The 16,052-nt window shown below is 38.9% G+C and carries 10 protein-coding genes; 5 read left to right on the plus strand and 5 right to left on the minus strand.

The window, feature by feature from the left end:
- Nucleotides 1-299: 299 nt before the first annotated feature.
- Both G468_RS0110610 and G468_RS0110615 read left to right on the plus strand, forming a co-directional pair.
- Nucleotides 300-1,469: a PA14 domain-containing protein gene (locus G468_RS0110610; protein ID WP_026823105.1), complete on the plus strand. Its 1,170-nt coding sequence runs from the start codon at nt 300-302 to the stop codon at nt 1,467-1,469.
- Nucleotides 1,399-2,025 (plus strand): hypothetical protein, encoded by a 627-nt coding sequence (locus G468_RS0110615; protein ID WP_026823106.1) that lies wholly within the window; start codon nt 1,399-1,401, stop codon nt 2,023-2,025. The genes G468_RS0110610 and G468_RS0110615 overlap by 71 nt, the downstream gene beginning before the upstream one ends.
- Before the next feature lie 34 nt (nt 2,026-2,059).
- On the opposite strand, the gene emrD is transcribed toward G468_RS0110615, so the two are convergent.
- The gene (gene emrD, locus G468_RS0110620; RefSeq protein WP_026823107.1) at nt 2,060-3,232 is read right to left on the minus strand and encodes a multidrug efflux MFS transporter EmrD; all 1,173 of its coding nucleotides are present in this window, start codon (nt 3,230-3,232) and stop codon (nt 2,060-2,062) included.
- A gap of 320 nt (nt 3,233-3,552) precedes the next feature.
- On the opposite strand from emrD, the gene fpr reads away from it, so the two are divergent.
- Nucleotides 3,553-4,299: a ferredoxin--NADP(+) reductase gene (gene fpr, locus G468_RS0110625; protein WP_026823108.1), complete on the plus strand. Its 747-nt coding sequence runs from the start codon at nt 3,553-3,555 to the stop codon at nt 4,297-4,299.
- Between the two features lie 22 nt (nt 4,300-4,321).
- On the opposite strand, the gene G468_RS0110630 is transcribed toward fpr, so the two are convergent.
- Nucleotides 4,322-4,744: a DUF805 domain-containing protein gene (locus G468_RS0110630; RefSeq protein WP_026823109.1), complete on the minus strand. Its 423-nt coding sequence runs from the start codon at nt 4,742-4,744 to the stop codon at nt 4,322-4,324.
- A 55-nt stretch (nt 4,745-4,799) separates the two neighbouring features.
- On the opposite strand from G468_RS0110630, the gene G468_RS0110635 reads away from it, so the two are divergent.
- Nucleotides 4,800-5,432, plus strand: a complete 633-nt coding sequence (locus G468_RS0110635) for a DUF1454 family protein (protein ID WP_026823110.1) — start codon at nt 4,800-4,802, stop codon at nt 5,430-5,432.
- 116 nt (nt 5,433-5,548) lie between these two features.
- Nucleotides 5,549-6,319, plus strand: a complete 771-nt coding sequence (gene tpiA / locus G468_RS0110640) for a triose-phosphate isomerase (RefSeq protein ID WP_026823111.1) — start codon at nt 5,549-5,551, stop codon at nt 6,317-6,319.
- Nucleotides 6,320-6,578: 259 nt separating this feature from the next.
- Here the strand turns inward: tpiA and G468_RS0110645 are convergent, their stop codons facing one another.
- From G468_RS0110645 to G468_RS0110655, 3 genes are all read right to left on the minus strand, one after another.
- Nucleotides 6,579-8,576, minus strand: a complete 1,998-nt coding sequence (locus G468_RS0110645) for an Ig-like domain-containing protein (protein ID WP_135677401.1) — start codon at nt 8,574-8,576, stop codon at nt 6,579-6,581.
- Nucleotides 8,476-11,352 carry an inverse autotransporter beta domain-containing protein gene (locus G468_RS0110650; protein ID WP_026823113.1) on the minus strand — a complete coding sequence of 959 codons (2,877 nt, stop codon included), beginning with the start codon at nt 11,350-11,352 and terminating at the stop codon, nt 8,476-8,478. Before G468_RS0110650 ends, G468_RS0110645 begins: the two co-directional genes overlap by 101 nt.
- A 98-nt stretch (nt 11,353-11,450) precedes the next feature.
- Nucleotides 11,451-15,830, minus strand: a complete 4,380-nt coding sequence (locus G468_RS0110655) for an inverse autotransporter beta domain-containing protein (protein ID WP_155846989.1) — start codon at nt 15,828-15,830, stop codon at nt 11,451-11,453.
- Nucleotides 15,831-16,052: the final 222 nt, after the last annotated feature.

The raw sequence follows: 16,052 nt of genomic DNA on the forward strand, positions 1-16,052 counted from the left end.
AAATTTTCGCTTCATAAAATCGATTTTAAGGCATTTTAAATTTTAGTTGGTACGTTTTCATGTCTTACATAGAGAAAATAGCGCTACGGGCTTCCTAGGTGTCTTAAAATCGATTTACAGATGATAACGCAAACTCAGTTTTGGCTTTAATCGACAAACCATCCTCTAAGCTAACTCTATCCGCTCACCGGAGTCTGAGAGCAAGCGAACGGACGAGGAAGCGGAGTTAACCTAAAATTACAGAATAAATAGGTTAATTTTTTGTTAAAAAATTTTTGAAATTCTTAGACGTTAAATTCATGGATTTTAAGGTTGACTTTAAAGACGGTAACTCATTACAAAAAGATTACCCCTATGCATTGAAAGTAACTTACGCCACAGAGCAAGGATTATTGACCGAATTACTGCAAATACCAACAACCTCGGTACAATCGCTAAGCTTGCATATTGCCAACAAAGGTGAATTGGTACGTTTCGAGATCCTTGAAGCACCCTCAGGACAATTAAGTAATCGTTGTGTTTATCGTTATACTAACCCTGATGCGCTTGCCAACACACTATTTGACCATCGTAGTGAATTTAGCATTTCACACCCAATACATTTACCCAAATACTGGCAAGGTAGAGTAATTAACTGGTCAATCACAGAAGGGGATTCATTCATTGATGACAATGGCAAAGCTATACTGACAAAATATCATCCGACTAGCGCATTAAAAGCCGAATGGTTAGAAGGAGAAGTAGGCAAAAAGCAAATTTTTTCCCTCACCCTTCCCCAGGCAGAGGTTGCCTATTCACACCTTTTTAATACCCATCACCAGCATACAAAAACCATTGCAACCGAATCATTAGTCTTGCCTGGATCTTTTCAACAAGGGACTATTAACTGGCATTCCTCTGATCCTGACGTTATTAACCATAACGGCCAATTAATCGGCCATGGTGCAACAATTATTACTGCAACCATCACTTACCCAACAGGATTGACTCAAATTTTTAAACGCCACTATCAGGTTCTCGATCGATCGCAATCGGGTGGTTTAAATTTAAGTATTTATGATCTCAGTCAGTTAGATTTAGGTCACAAAAGTCTGACACAATCCCAATTTGATAAACTATTAAAGAAAAAAAAGTGGTTAAATAATGCCCCTATTTATGCCAAACAATGGCAAGCCAACTCACCCAACTATTGGTTGGGCAAAAGAAAATTTGGCCAATTTGATGCCGACTTTAAGTCTAACGTGTTAAATGGCGAACAATTGAAACCCAGCTTGTGGATTTTTTCTGGCTTTTTGGCACCGACGGAAAGCAATCATTATCAGTTAAAATTTAAAGCGGATGATATCGGACGAGTTTATATCCAAGACAACCGTCAGTTGCATACCCTCGACTACCGTGATGAGCAAACCATCTACCTACAAGCAGGCAAATATTATCCCATTTGGCATTTGGCTATTCTGGAGCACTAATAGTCACACTGTTGGTGATCAATATTGGGACACCATAGAATTAACCTGGCGCCCAGCAGGACAAAAAAAATATCAACCAATAGCAAAAGAAAATCTGATTGCCATGCCGATTAATCCAACAGAAAGATACCCTAGCGCTTGGCTACCTCAGCCATTACAGGTAACAGCGGATCACACACCCACTGAAACCAAACCAGCCGGTACTTTTACGCCAATCCAATTATTCAATCTCAATAATTCCATTTTAGATATTGAAGAACATATTCTTTATAACGGCGAAAATAGTGCAATAGAGCTGGCAGATATTACCCATTACCAGGAACAGATGACAGTCACCCCCTCAATTAAACAAAAAGCCTCTTATAACCGAGAAAACAAAGCAGCAAAATCAATTGATACAGTAGAAAAAGATCGATCCATATTAGCTGAATTACTGGCAGATCAGCGCTTTTCCCACAGTAAAGAACGAATAATTAGCGCTACATTGCTTGGAGAGCACGTTCCTCACCAACCAAAATCATATTGTCATTGTGTAACAGAAGCCATATCCCATTAATTTTATTATCAAAATATATTTATTGAATGGGTATTTATTTTTTATCCATTTTATATGCTAGAGGCAACCAACATAATAAAATAAGGATAGACATAGCAAACATCAACATCCCCAAACTGAATTGTCCAGTTTGGGGTAAATGTGCCGATAACCAAGCCGCCACGCCAGAACCCACATTTTGCAAACCACCAACCAGTGCACCGGCTGCACCTGCTAAATAAGGAAAAGGCTCCATTGCTCCAGTGGTTGCTAATGGAAATAACATACCTGCGCCAAAGAAAAAAAGTCCGGCAGGGATCAGTAATGACCACACATTCATAAATCCAAACCAACCCGGTAACCACATGATAATAGCCGCAGAAACACAGCATAATACTGCTTGCCACATTAACTGATAAAAAGTCCTTCCTTCACGTCCTGCATACCAAGCACCTAAAAATGCCGCAGGAATAGGCAAAATAAATAGAATACTGACGGTAATACTATTTAAACCTAGTACGCCTCCCAATAATATGCCGCTACTTGATTCAAATACCACAACACCAGCCAATCCACCAATCAATATTAGCAAGTAAGCATCAAAGATAGGATTTGATAACAACAAATAATAGGCAGAAAGCATATTTCTTTTTTCAGAAGCGGGTGGGCACGTTTCAGGCAACCATTTCCACATACTGATCAAGACAAAACCACCTAACAAAAACAAGAAAATATAAGTTGCATGCCAGCCTAAAAAATAGGCGATCACCCCGCCAATCATCGGTGCCAATAAAGGACTCACTAATATTCCCATATTCAATAGGCTATTCGCATAACGCAAGGCTGTTCCGGTATAGAGATCACGCGGCATGGTTCTTGCCATTACGCCAGCAACGCCAACACCTAAGCCTTGCAGCGCACTTGCGATAATTAAGATCTGCAATGAAGGCGCGAAAATCGCTATTATGGTGGCGATCAAATAAATAATTAAGCCAACTAAAATAACAGGGCGACGACCAATGTGATCGGATATAGGCCCATAAAATAGTTGTGAAAAACCATAAAATAACAGATAAGCGCCCATTACACTTTGTACCGCACCATCAGGTTCTGCAAAATAGGTAGCAATTTCTGCAATAACAGGGACATAAATTGTCTGCGTCATCTGTCCGACGGCAATTAAAGCAATAAGCATCAATAGCAAATTGAAGTGTTCTAATTTTCTCATTTTATATAATAATCAATCGATTAAAAAAGGTTACAATATCACAGGAATACAGAAAAACTGTCCCAGCAAATTTATACGTTAATATCAATTAATCTAACAAATTTAAAAAAAAATTCGAGTAAGCGATTAAATTATTTTACTCATCTTGCCAAATCCAATTAACTTATTTCGTAAAGATAACTGTACAATTTTATATCATAATGAAAGAGTCATAATTTAACTAAATAGTTAAAACACATTATCGATAATGGTTTTGCCTAAATTTGACATACTATGACCAAACATTAACGCTTTATTTGACACATTAGGAGGCCAGTAGTATGGCAAATTGGGTAACAGGAAAAATTATTAAAAATCATAAATGGACAGACTCATTATTTAGTTTAATCCTCGAAGCACCAATTAAACCATTTATTGCTGGACAATTTGCTAAACTTGCCCTAGAAATCAATGGCCAACGTATCCAACGTGCCTATTCCTATGTTAATACCCCCTTTGATAATCAATTAGAATTCTATCTCGTGACCGTACCAGAAGGAAAACTCAGTCCACACCTCGCAGCACTAAAACCTGGTGATCCTATCTATATCACTGAAGAGGCGGCAGGTTTTTTTGTATTAGAAGAACTGCCTGATTGTGAAACGCTTTGGATGCTATCGACTGGTACCGCAATTGGACCTTATTTATCTATTTTACAATTTGGCGAGAATTTAGCGCGCTTTAAGCAAATTATCCTTGTCCATGCAGTACGCTACGCTGAAGATCTGAGTTATTTACCATTAATGCAAACAATTGCGAAAAAATATCCAGGAAAATTGAAGATCCAAACCATTGTCAGTCGCGAAAACAACACCGGCTCACTCACCGGTCGTATTCCAGCGCTAATTGAAAGTGGACAGCTAGAACAGGCAGTAAAGGCAAAAATTGATCCCTTAACTAGCCATGTTATGCTTTGTGGTAATCCACAAATGGTTAAAGATACCCAACAACTACTAAAAACACAAAGAGGGATGGATAAACACTTACGCCGTAAAGCAGGACAAATTACCAGTGAACAATATTGGTAAGCAGAGAGTGAGTAAATATTAATCAGTTGAGATAGTCAACCTGCTCAGTTTTTTTACCATAACGATTTGCTTTATCGAAGCCTTTAAAACTACCACAATCTAAAAATAGTATGGTAACAATAAGTAAAGGTAGAAATCGTCCAATACCCCACTGCCAAAAAGGCGTTAATAAACTAACATCAATAGAAAATAACAAAAAAGCCAACAATAATAACAACAACCAACTACCAGATTTACCACGATCATGTAGACGTTTGGTAAAAATTGCCGCTAATGGATAGAGCAACAATATGACTAATAACAGTAAAATATAAGGAGAAAATAAAAAATAGGTTTGCATACTAAATGTCATCAGCATTAATAAAAACCAAATAACGATACCAAACCAAAATGGTTTTCGGCCAATCCGCCCTTTGAATGAAAATGCCCATTGTTGTAATGTCATTTATTTATCCTAAGTAATCCCTTTATGATTAAATTAATACTGCAGAGTAACAATGATGAAAACCTACGAGCGCAAATTTGAGTCAACACTAGCATTAGTATTTATTGCATCATTGCCACTATCCTCCGTGCTGGCAAAAAAATTACCTGTTATGCCTGAAACAGAGGTTTCGGTTGCTTATTTATCACCAGATGCTCCCCTATTCAATGAAACTATTCCCATATTTCGTCAAAAATATAACCAGGATAATCCCAGCTATCCGATACATGAATTTAAAGTGATTAAAAGCAAGGATATTAGCTTACCTTATATTCGCGCAGCCAGTCGAATTAACAGCAAAATTTACGCCTCCGCTGTGCTTGAACAGGGAAGTGAAAAAATTAAAAGTTTACAGCTAACCTTGCTGCCACCGGAAGATGCAAGCAGCTATAAAATTAATCGACAATTATTCGAACGTTATACTATGGCAATTATTAATCACTTCGAAAAGACTACTTCGATTAACAACCTATCTCAATTAACTGCTGTATTAGATCGTATGTTAGAGCAACATAATCAAGTGCAGAGTGATGAAACTATAGTAGGCGCTATCCGTTATATTTTAGTAAAGAGCAAAGAGAATATGATAACTTTCGCTATTGAGCCGGTTAAGCTTTCACTAAATGATGATAACATCACATATGAATGACGAAAAACAAAGTGATTTAGTCATAGCATCTTTATACTATCCGTTGGCAAAAACTGAATAATGATTGATTGTCTTTATCTCATTTATTAATAAATATTTTTTAGTTGGAGGAAAACATGCGACATCCATTAGTCATGGGTAACTGGAAACTCAATGGCAGTACCAAAATGGTTAAAGAACTGATTGAAAATTTGCGTAATGAATTAAATAGTGTTACTGGCTGTGATGTCGCAATTGCACCACCAGCGCTTTACCTGGCGCAAGCACAACAAGCTTTAGCTGGAAGCAAAATAGCACTTGGCGCACAAGATGTTGATGTCAATTTGTCCGGTGCTTTTACCGGTGATACTTCAGCTGAAATGCTAAAAGATATTGGTGCAAAATATATTATTATCGGTCACTCTGAACGTAGAACTTATCATCAAGAAAGCGATCAGTATATCGCACGGAAATTTGCTGTACTAAAATCGCAAGGATTAATACCGGTGCTATGCATTGGTGAATCTGAAGAAGAAAACAGCACTGGCAAAACTGAACAAGTCTGCGCTCGTCAAATCGATGCGGTATTGAATAGCTTAGGTGCTGGCGCATTTGAAAATAGTGTTATTGCTTATGAACCGATTTGGGCGATTGGTACTGGCAAATCAGCGACTCCAGCCCAGGCGCAAGCAGTACATAAATTTATTCGTGACCATATTGCTAAGCAAGATCGCGCCATTGCCGAACAAGTCATTATTCAGTATGGCGGTTCAGTGAATGCCAACAATGCTGCCGAGCTTTTCAGTCAACCTGATATTGATGGTGCATTAGTCGGCGGAGCATCACTGAAAGCCGATGCTTTTGCTGCCATTGTCAACGCTGCAGCAGCAGCGAAAAAAGCCGGTTAATTTTTACCTGACATAATTCAAACCCGGTTCTTGCTGGTCATCAGAAGGATCGGGGAAGTCATCGATAATTATTATTTAATAAATAAGCGATTATCTATCTACTTATCACAAAACCTACTAACTTATAAATTCATCTGGGTTAGTAAACTAACACGACAATTGCTCAAAAGTTAAGAGGTTTATGTACCTATACAGTCAGCACATAAACCATCATTAACCTATCACTTAAATTTATTCAAATATCTTTAATTTAGATTTATTAAAGATCGCGAACACAGGTAAAAAAGAATTTATTGTTTTTACCATCACCACTATTGTTTATAAAACCACTTACCATACCAACAGTTTTAACATTGTTACCTAATGTTTCAGATGTCCAATACATATGATAATTCCAATTATATAAACGCACATCACCCCATTCACTCCAGAGTGAATCAATACCTCGTTTAAACTGTCCAGCACTTAATTGTGTAACCGTTGGAAGTGTCAATCCCCTACTAGAACACCATTTTTGGGCATCATTCCACCCCATCTCTTGTTGACTATATAAATGCCATTTTTTGAGGGTAAATTCATATCTAACTGGCTCACCACCAGTGCTATGAGTTGCCGAGATAGTGACTGTTTTTGGATTATCGCCAATATCACCACTAAAAGTTATTTTTCCATTTTCAACGGAAACCCAGCTTGCACTACTCTGCCAATTAAATTCAGAGGCAGGCGCACCATTAGTAATGATGTCAAACTTCGCACCCCGGAAGCCTATAGTTGGAATTCCTGCATCCGTGCTAAAAGATAATCCATTAATTCTAAGCTGTTTAAAAGAAACCTGGATAAAATTAACTAGCTTATTGGCATCTTTTTTGTCACTCGTATCATACCGTGCACTGACAGTAATATTATTGACTGCCGTGTTGGTACTTCTTAGCTCTATGGTCGCTTGCCCATCACTATTAGTGACACTATGTGGGGGTAAGATGACATCATTACCATTCTTGTCTTGTTGCCAATTAACCTTTAAATTTGGCACTTTAACTGGATTTTCATTTTTATCAACCAACTGCGCTTTAAAGGTAAAATGGTTATTACCATCGGCTACTTTACGAATAATATTATCGACTAATATCACACTACCTACTCTAGCCGTAGTTCTATCGGCAATAAAGTTAACGGCCTTGTTTGCATTTATTTTAGGCGCAGTACCATACTGAGCGCTGACAACAATATTATCCACCGCTTTAGTTTTAGTGGTACTTATCAGTTTTATAGTCGCAAACCCGTTTTTATCTGTTTGACTTGATGGTGCCGATAAATGAGCATCTTCAGCTTTATCATCATCCAGCAACCAGCTGATATCGAGTTCCGCTACCTTAATAGGATTATCATATCGATCAACGAGTTGTGCCTTAAAGGTAAAACTGTTTAAGCCATCGGCGACTTTATTAGTTTCCGTACCATCCAATGTGACCTCTTTTATCTTGGCGGTGTTAATATCAGCAATAAAATTCACTGCGTCAGATTTTTCCTCACCACTCGATTCATATTGCGCATAGATCACCACGTTATCCACGGCTTTTTGGCTACTTTGTAGAATAACCGTAGCACGGCCATCTTTATCCGTTTTACTGGTTGCTGGTAAGTTGACACTAGCCCCACTATTTTGTCGCCATTTGATGACTAATTCTGCTTGCTTAACCGGATTACCATTATGGTCAACTAACTGGGTGCTAAATTCAAAGCCGCTCTTACCATCGGCAATCTTCTTATTGTCAGCATCATTTAATGTGATCTTGCCCACTCTAGCCGTCTTAACATCGCCAATAAAACTTACTCTCTTATCCGCTGATTTCTGTGGGGGTACCCTGTATTTTGCATAAACAATAATATCATCGACCGCAATCTTACTACTATGCAAGGTAACCGTCGCAATGCCTCTATCATTGGTTGGGGTTGATTGAGCGGATAAGCTGATTTGTTGCTCTTTATTGTGTGACCATTCCACTTTCAGACCCGCTTTATTGATAGGATGGCCATATTTATCGACTAATTGTGCCTCAAAGGTAAAGCGATTATTGCCATCAGCGACTTTGCTAACTACGCTATCAACTAATGTGACATTCCCCACCTGAGCGGTATTGGTATCAGCATAAAACTCAACTTCCTGCGCATTTACTGGCGCAGAAGTGCCATAGCTTGATATTATTCGCCGCTGTGGTGGTACTTTGTAATGTGATAAACGCACGACCATTTTCATCGGTTTCACTGGTTGTTGCCGACAATTTTACTTCGTCGTTCTTATTATGGGCCCAGTTCACCTTCCGTTGTCCAACCGGATTGTCATTACCATCTAATACCAAGGCAGTAAATGTGAATTTGTTGTAGCCATTGGCTAATTTACTGCCGATTTTATCATTAAGTGTCACACTCTTTACTCTGATTGAATTTTCATCAGCAATAAAAGCGACTTCACGATCAGCATCAACTCTTTTAGTTGAAGCAAATCTTGCACTAACGACGACGCCTTTTATCGCTGCTGTCGTGCTATACAAAACAACAGAAGCCCGGCCATTTTCATCAGTTTGACTTTTTGCCGCTAATTTAACTTGATTATCTTTATTATGTGACCAATTAACCTCTAAACCTTTTTGCTTAATTGGATTATCGTTACCATCAACTAATTGGGCGGTAAAAGTAAAAAAGCTATTATTATCGGCGATTTTTTGTGTTTCACTACCTTCTAAACTTACACTACCGACCTTGGCGGTAGCCAAAATGTAAATAAAATTTACGGCTTTATTGGCCGCAACTTTGTTAGCAGGGTTATTATAATTGGCACTAACCCTAACATTATCCACTACAACCTTACTGGTCAAAGTAATTATCGTGCGACCATTTTCATCCGTTTGGCTCTGCTCTGCCGATAGGATAGCGGTGTTACCTTTATCATGTGACCAATTAACATTGGGTACCGGATTATTGAATTGATCGGTCACTAATGCCTCAAAAGTAAATCGACTTATGCCATCAGCCGCTTTATTTGTTTCATTGCCAATTAATGTGACACTTTCAACTTTGGCTGTAGCGATATCAGGTGCAAAACTAACAGGGATAGTATTTCTATTACCATTTTTCATTACCGCCGTTAATGTTCCACTGCCAACGATTTTACTTTTAATGTTAACATTAGCCTTACCTTCGCTATCAGTTATCACCGTCAGGCTATTACCTTGCCTGCCTGCCATATCAAACAGTGTTACCCCACTAGATTTGAATCCATCAATCGTATAAGTAATGGCTCTACCGGGGAGTGCTTGATGTTTTTTATTCTGTACTAATGCCGTGGCAACATAAGCATCGCTATTATTCGCTACCTGGGTATTATTTGGCGTTAATGTCATTGCTCGAATGGTATCTTGTGATGGCGTGACATTGATCAACATAACAGCAGTATTAGATTGATTACCTTCATTATCAATAGCTACGGCTGAGATACGATAAGATTGGACGGCTTTTGCCTGTTTTTGCAAAATATAAGCCGGTAAGGTTAAATTAATTGAGGTCGGTGACATAACTTGAATATTACCACCTTGAGCAATTAATTCTGGCGCTGACCAGCTAACTTGTTTTAAACCATATTTGGCTTTATTAACCGTAACCGTGATCGGCATGGTCTGCGCTGCTTCGCCATCAATACTTTCTGGCAAAGAAATGGATAACAGTTCCTGCTTACGGTATTGCATAACAATATTGTAATTACGATCGACAAAATCGTAGCGGTTACCAGCTAAACTACGCATTAAGTCAACATTGTCGGGATCAAGCTGTTCCGCCAGCAAGACACCAAACCGATATGCCAATTCCATACCAATACTACTTTCCTTAGTATCGCCCCGTGAAATTTGGCTTTTAAAGGTCAATAATGGGAATGGGGTATAACTCAAACCAAAGGTGGTGGCAGAAGGATTATCTATCAAATCACTACTTGAGAGACCATTATTAAGGCTAATACCATCACCATAATATTTTTCATATTTAGCATAAGCGCCTAAATGCGGATAATTGGGTAAAAATCCTTCCGCCCGCAGATCGAATCCATTGGCTGGACGCTCATCATAATCCCGCATCTCATGAAGACGTGATTGATGCCAGTCAGTTAAACGAAAATAACCATTAACAGCCAGTTTAAGATAATCGGCCCATAATTCACCGCCAACCCCAAAACGAGAATTGCTACCAGTAATATCATAATCATAAAAACTATTGATACCCCACATCCAGGCATCTTGATATTGACGATAACCGACACCTAAGTTGGTGGTGTTGCGATGTTCATTTGCTCTAATACCAATCTGACTAAATAACAAACTGTTCGGTTTATCAAGTACCGGTACCAATAAATCCACATCACCGGTTTTATTGGTATTAATTTGTACCCGGGCATTACCAAACTGACTCAACCAATCATGGATTTTTTGATTTACCAGATTTTCACCTATACTGCGGGCATACCCCATATAAGCCTTGATGGCATCATCCGTTGACAGCGTCTGGGCTAATTGAGAAATATTTTGCGCCAGTTGCTGATCGCTGGAAACAGCTGTCTGCCGATTAGGCTCACTATCGTTAATGCCCAGAGTTGGTAAGGTATTAAAAATAGCATCCTGCTCAGCATTTTTAGGCTGTTGAATGGGGGTTGCCGGTTGTTGGGAAGAGAAATGCGCCTCTAACATGGATAATACTGAATCCGATGATGAAGTTGGCATCGATGATGTTATCGTGGCATTATTTTTATCCGACTTTGCCGGCTCTTTATCAAGAACCGGCATATCATTCTCTGCAGGATGTTGCAGCAAATTATTTAAGCCATTGATGGTGTCCATCATCGGGTTATTTTGTTCGCTATTTTGCGCCGCTTTTGCGATTGAAGAGGAAGCAACGAAAATAGGCAAAAACAATTGTATAAAGAGTAAAATATAGGCGATTATCCGTTTCGTTTTGGTAAAATCACAATCAGCATTACGTTGTTGCATGGATCTCTTCCCTAATAATATATAAATCCTACTACCAATAAGCAAAAGAAGTTATCTTGCTAAAACAGCCACCTCGCATTATGAGGTGGATGCATCCATTACAGATTCTTAGTACAAACTACTGCTTCTGTGTCATGGGTATAGCTATCTTTATTAGAAAAACCATCATCTAATTTGACGACTTTAAAGCGACCGGCTATTCCCTCAGTCGAAGTCCAATAGTAGCCATCTTCTATATCGTAATGACTGAATTTACCCCATTCACTCCATAGTGAACCTACTGCACGCTTTCCTTTGCCTTGACTAAGTTGTGCAACCGTTGGCATAGCCCCAGCATTATTTGCACACCAGCGTTGTGCTTCATCCCATTTTTTCTCGTCAGAGAAAATAAACCAATTATTTAGATTAAAGGTATATTCAATCGGATCACCACCCGTTTCATGTTTTGCTGTGATGATGACTTTTTTACTTGTCCCATTCTCCGTAAACGTTACCAGCCCATTGTCAACTGAAACCCAACCTTGATTGCTTTGCCACTTAAATTCTGATGCCGGTGCCCCTTGCGTCTCGATAGTAAACTTAGCACCGAGGAAGCCAGTAGTTGGGAATTGAGCGCTGGTGGGGAAATTATGGCCATTAACAATTAAACGGCTAAAAGAGACGGTTATAAAACTAACTGGTTTATCAGCGGGTTGTGGTCTTGAACTAGCATAATGGGCACTAACAATCACATTAGCTACTGCCACGTCATTACTCTCTAAAGTGATAGAAGTAAATCCATCAGCATCTGTTTTACTAATATTAATATTATCCTTAAAGCGAACGTTGCTACCTTGATTAGTCGACCAGTTAATCGATAAATTTTCTTTCCTGATCGGGTTGCCATTAACATCAACCAATGCCGCGGTAAAGACAAAATTATTACTAGGATGAGCAACTTTACGGTCTATCTTACCTTGTAACTTGACATTTCTAACTTCAGCGGTCGCTATATTCGCAATAAAACTCACTTTATCTTTAGCCGTTTTTTTATCGTCATTGCCAAATTTGGCGGAAACTTCAATATCATCAATCGCCATGGTTGTACTTTGCAATTCAACCGTAGCAACACCATCTTTATCTGTTTTGCTGGTTGGATTTAATTGGGCTTTGCCTGGCTTATCATGTGCCCAATAGACTATCAGGTCAGATTTTTTGATTGGATTGTCATTTACATCAAACAATTGGACGGTAAAAATAAATTTCTCTTTACCATCGGCAATTTTGCGAGTTTCCTGCCCAACTAGCTTAACCTCACCTAACTTAGCCAAATCTTTATTAGCGATAAAACTGACGGTTTTATCGGCTGATTGGCTAGCCGTACCGGCATAACTGGCACTAACTTGGACTGCATCCACCGCTTTTGTTGTGCTGTATAGGGTAACAGTAGTGATACCATTTTCGTCGGTTAGGCTGTGGTCAGCTAACTTAACTAGATTGCCTTTATTATGTGTCCAATTAATTGGCAAACCGCTTTTCTTTATGGCGTTATTATTGTTATCAATCAGTTGTGCGGTAAAGGTAAAGGAAGTATTACCATCAGCGATTTTATAGTCTTCTTCACCATTTAACAGCACACTACCGATATGCGCTTGGCTTTCATTTGCAATGAAACTCACTTTTTTATTGGCATTTATTTCATCTAAGCTACCCGAGCTAGCACTAACCTGTACCTCATCAACGGCCTTAGTTGTACTTTGCAGTGTAACAGTAGCTATTCCGTGTTCATTTGTTTTGCTGGTATCTTGTAATAACTTAACGTCATCTTTATCACGGAACCAATCAACTTCGATACCGACTTCATTAACGGGTTGCCCCTTGTTATCAACAAGCTGTGCGCTGAAAGTAAAGGTCTGTTTACCATCTGCTACTTTTTCATTGACAGAGTCTGTTAATTCAACAGTTCCAACGGAAATTATCCCTTCTTCAGCGATAAAATTGACCTCTTTATCCGCTTCTACGCTTGCTGTAGCCGCATAGTTTGCACTAACCCTTACCTGATCGATGGGGGTAGTCGTACTAATCAGTTCAACAGTGGCAATACCATTATTATTTGTTGGGCTAGTTGCAGTCGACAATAAAACCTTTTGCGAGTCTTTATTATGCTTCCAATTAACAACTAATCCACTTTTCTTAATCGGGTTACCATTGCCATCAATCAGTTGGGCACTAAAAGTAAAAGAACTCTTACCATCAGCAACTTTTTTTGTTGCCCAGCCATTCAATGAGACATCACTAACCTTGGCTGTGCGTTCATCAGCAACAAAACTGACCACTCTATCCGCGGTCATCTCAAGCGTGTTAGCATATTTAGCACTGACTTCCACATTATCAACGGCAATCAAGGTACTACGCAGTGTGATAATCGCCCGTCCAGTGGCATCTGTTTTACTCTTATCCTTTAATAAAGTGACCTTATCTTGCTGATTAGTTGACCAAGTAACATCAACATTTGGCAACGGATTATTAAACTGATCAACCACAAAGGCTTCGTAGCTAAAACTATCGACGCCATTAGCTACCTTACTGTTTTTCTTATCAATCAGGGTAACATTTCTCACTTTGGCGGTAGTGGCATCAGGGATAAATTGGATAGCAACCGCTTTTTTCTTTCCATTTGCCATGGTAGCAATCAATTCTCCCTGACCGGCCAAGTCACTCTTGATTTTTATCTTGATCTTACCTTCGGCATCCGTAATTTCAGTTAAAGGATTACCCATTCTTTGGCCATCTTCGCTAAGCATCACAACCCCGGCATTTCCGCCATTATTTTTTACTGCCAGCGTACTGCCGCGTTTGCTAAAACCAGTAACAGAAAATGTCACTTGTTTGTCGGCAAGTGGTATTCCTTTGTCATTTTGTAGTTGCACTTTAGCTAAATAAGTTTGGTTACCATCTGCTGGTATGGGCGTCGGATTTTCTAAAGTAAAATAAGCAAAACCATCCTTTGATTGAGTAACATGGATCACCATTACGGCAGCTTTAGATTTATTACCTTCATTATCAACACCCACAGCGGATAAGGTATAAGCCTTACTACCTTGGTTATCTTCATCGTATGCTGGTAATACCAGGTCAATGGTAGTGGTTGATGTCTCGTTAATCTTGCCACCTTTTGCTAATAATTCTGGGGCACTCCATAAAATTTTATTGAGTCCGTATTTGGCTTTTTGCACCGTGGCTTTTATTGCTATAGTTTGGGCCGCTTCAGCCATCGCACTGTCTGGCAGAGAAATAGCTAATATTTCCTGTTTACGGTACTGCATAACGATATTGTAATTGCGATCAACAAAATCATAACGATTGCCCGCTAAACTACGCATTAGATCAACATTATCCGGATTTAACTGAGCAGCGAGTGGGATACCGAACCGATAAGCAAACTCCATACCAATCAGACTATCGTTGGAATCTCCCTGAGAGACTTGAGTTTTCAATGTTAATAAGGGGAAAGGGGTATAACTTAAACCAAAAGTGACAGCAGAAGGATTATCTTTTAAATCTTTAGCTGTTGGATTATGACTAAGACTAACGCCATCACCAAAGTATTGTTCATATTTAGCATAAGCACCTAAATGAGGATAACTGGGTAGGTACCCTTCAGCACGTAGATCAAATCCATTGGCCGGCCGCTCATCATAATCACGCATCTCATGCAGGAACGACTGATGCCAGTCCGTTAAACGGAAATAACCATTTACCGCCAATTTCAAATAATAGGCCCATAACTCACCACCTAAACCAAAACGGGCATTTCCTCCGCTAATGTCATAATCGTAAAAACTATTAATGCCCCACATCCAATTTTGCTGATATTGGCGATAACCTAATCCTAAGTTGGTGGTACTCCGTTGTTCATTAGCTCTAATACCAATTTGGCTAAACAATAAGCTGTTAGGTTTATCAATGAGCGGTAAGAGTAAATCCGCATCGCCGGTTTTATTTGAACTAATTTGTACGCGTGCTTTGCCATATTGATTTAACCAATCACTAATTTTTTGATTTAGTAGGCCTTCGCCACGATTACGCGCATAATTGATGGCTGCTTCTGTGGCATTATTATTGGCCAGCCCTTGCGCTATTTGAGTTGCACCTTGCACAAATTGTTTTTCTGCTGACTCAACTTGCTTAGCCTGGGACGTCTCTTTTATCCCTAGTGTTGGTAATGCTCGACGGTGATCAACTGACGGTTTGTTATTGTTATTTATTGTTGCAACCGACATCATTGATCTATTATCGGGTAAGGTATGAATGTTCCAGCTTGATGCCGCTGTTGCTGGAAGCGATGAAGCTGGCTCTGAAGCCGAATTTTTTAAAGCAGAATTATTATTCATCAACGCATCAATACCATTGATTGTTTCCAGCATCTGATTGCTAGCAACATCATCCTGCGCCGCTTTAGCAACAGATGAAAAAGTGACAAAAATCGGTAACAACAATTGTATAAATAATAATATATATGCAGTTAGCCGTTTTGTTTTTGAATAGTAACGATTAGCATTGCATAAATAATTTCCCTATCTAAATAATAATAAAAATCCTGCTACTATTTTTTGCATAAAATAAAAAACAAATATTAATTTCAAGCTATTATTGAAATTAATAAAAACATTGATAGGCAGCTATTGTTATTTTTACTCCCATAATCAATAAATTTTTAT

Source organism: Arsenophonus nasoniae DSM 15247 (assembly GCF_000429565.1).
GTDB lineage: Bacteria > Pseudomonadota > Gammaproteobacteria > Enterobacterales > Enterobacteriaceae > Arsenophonus > Arsenophonus nasoniae.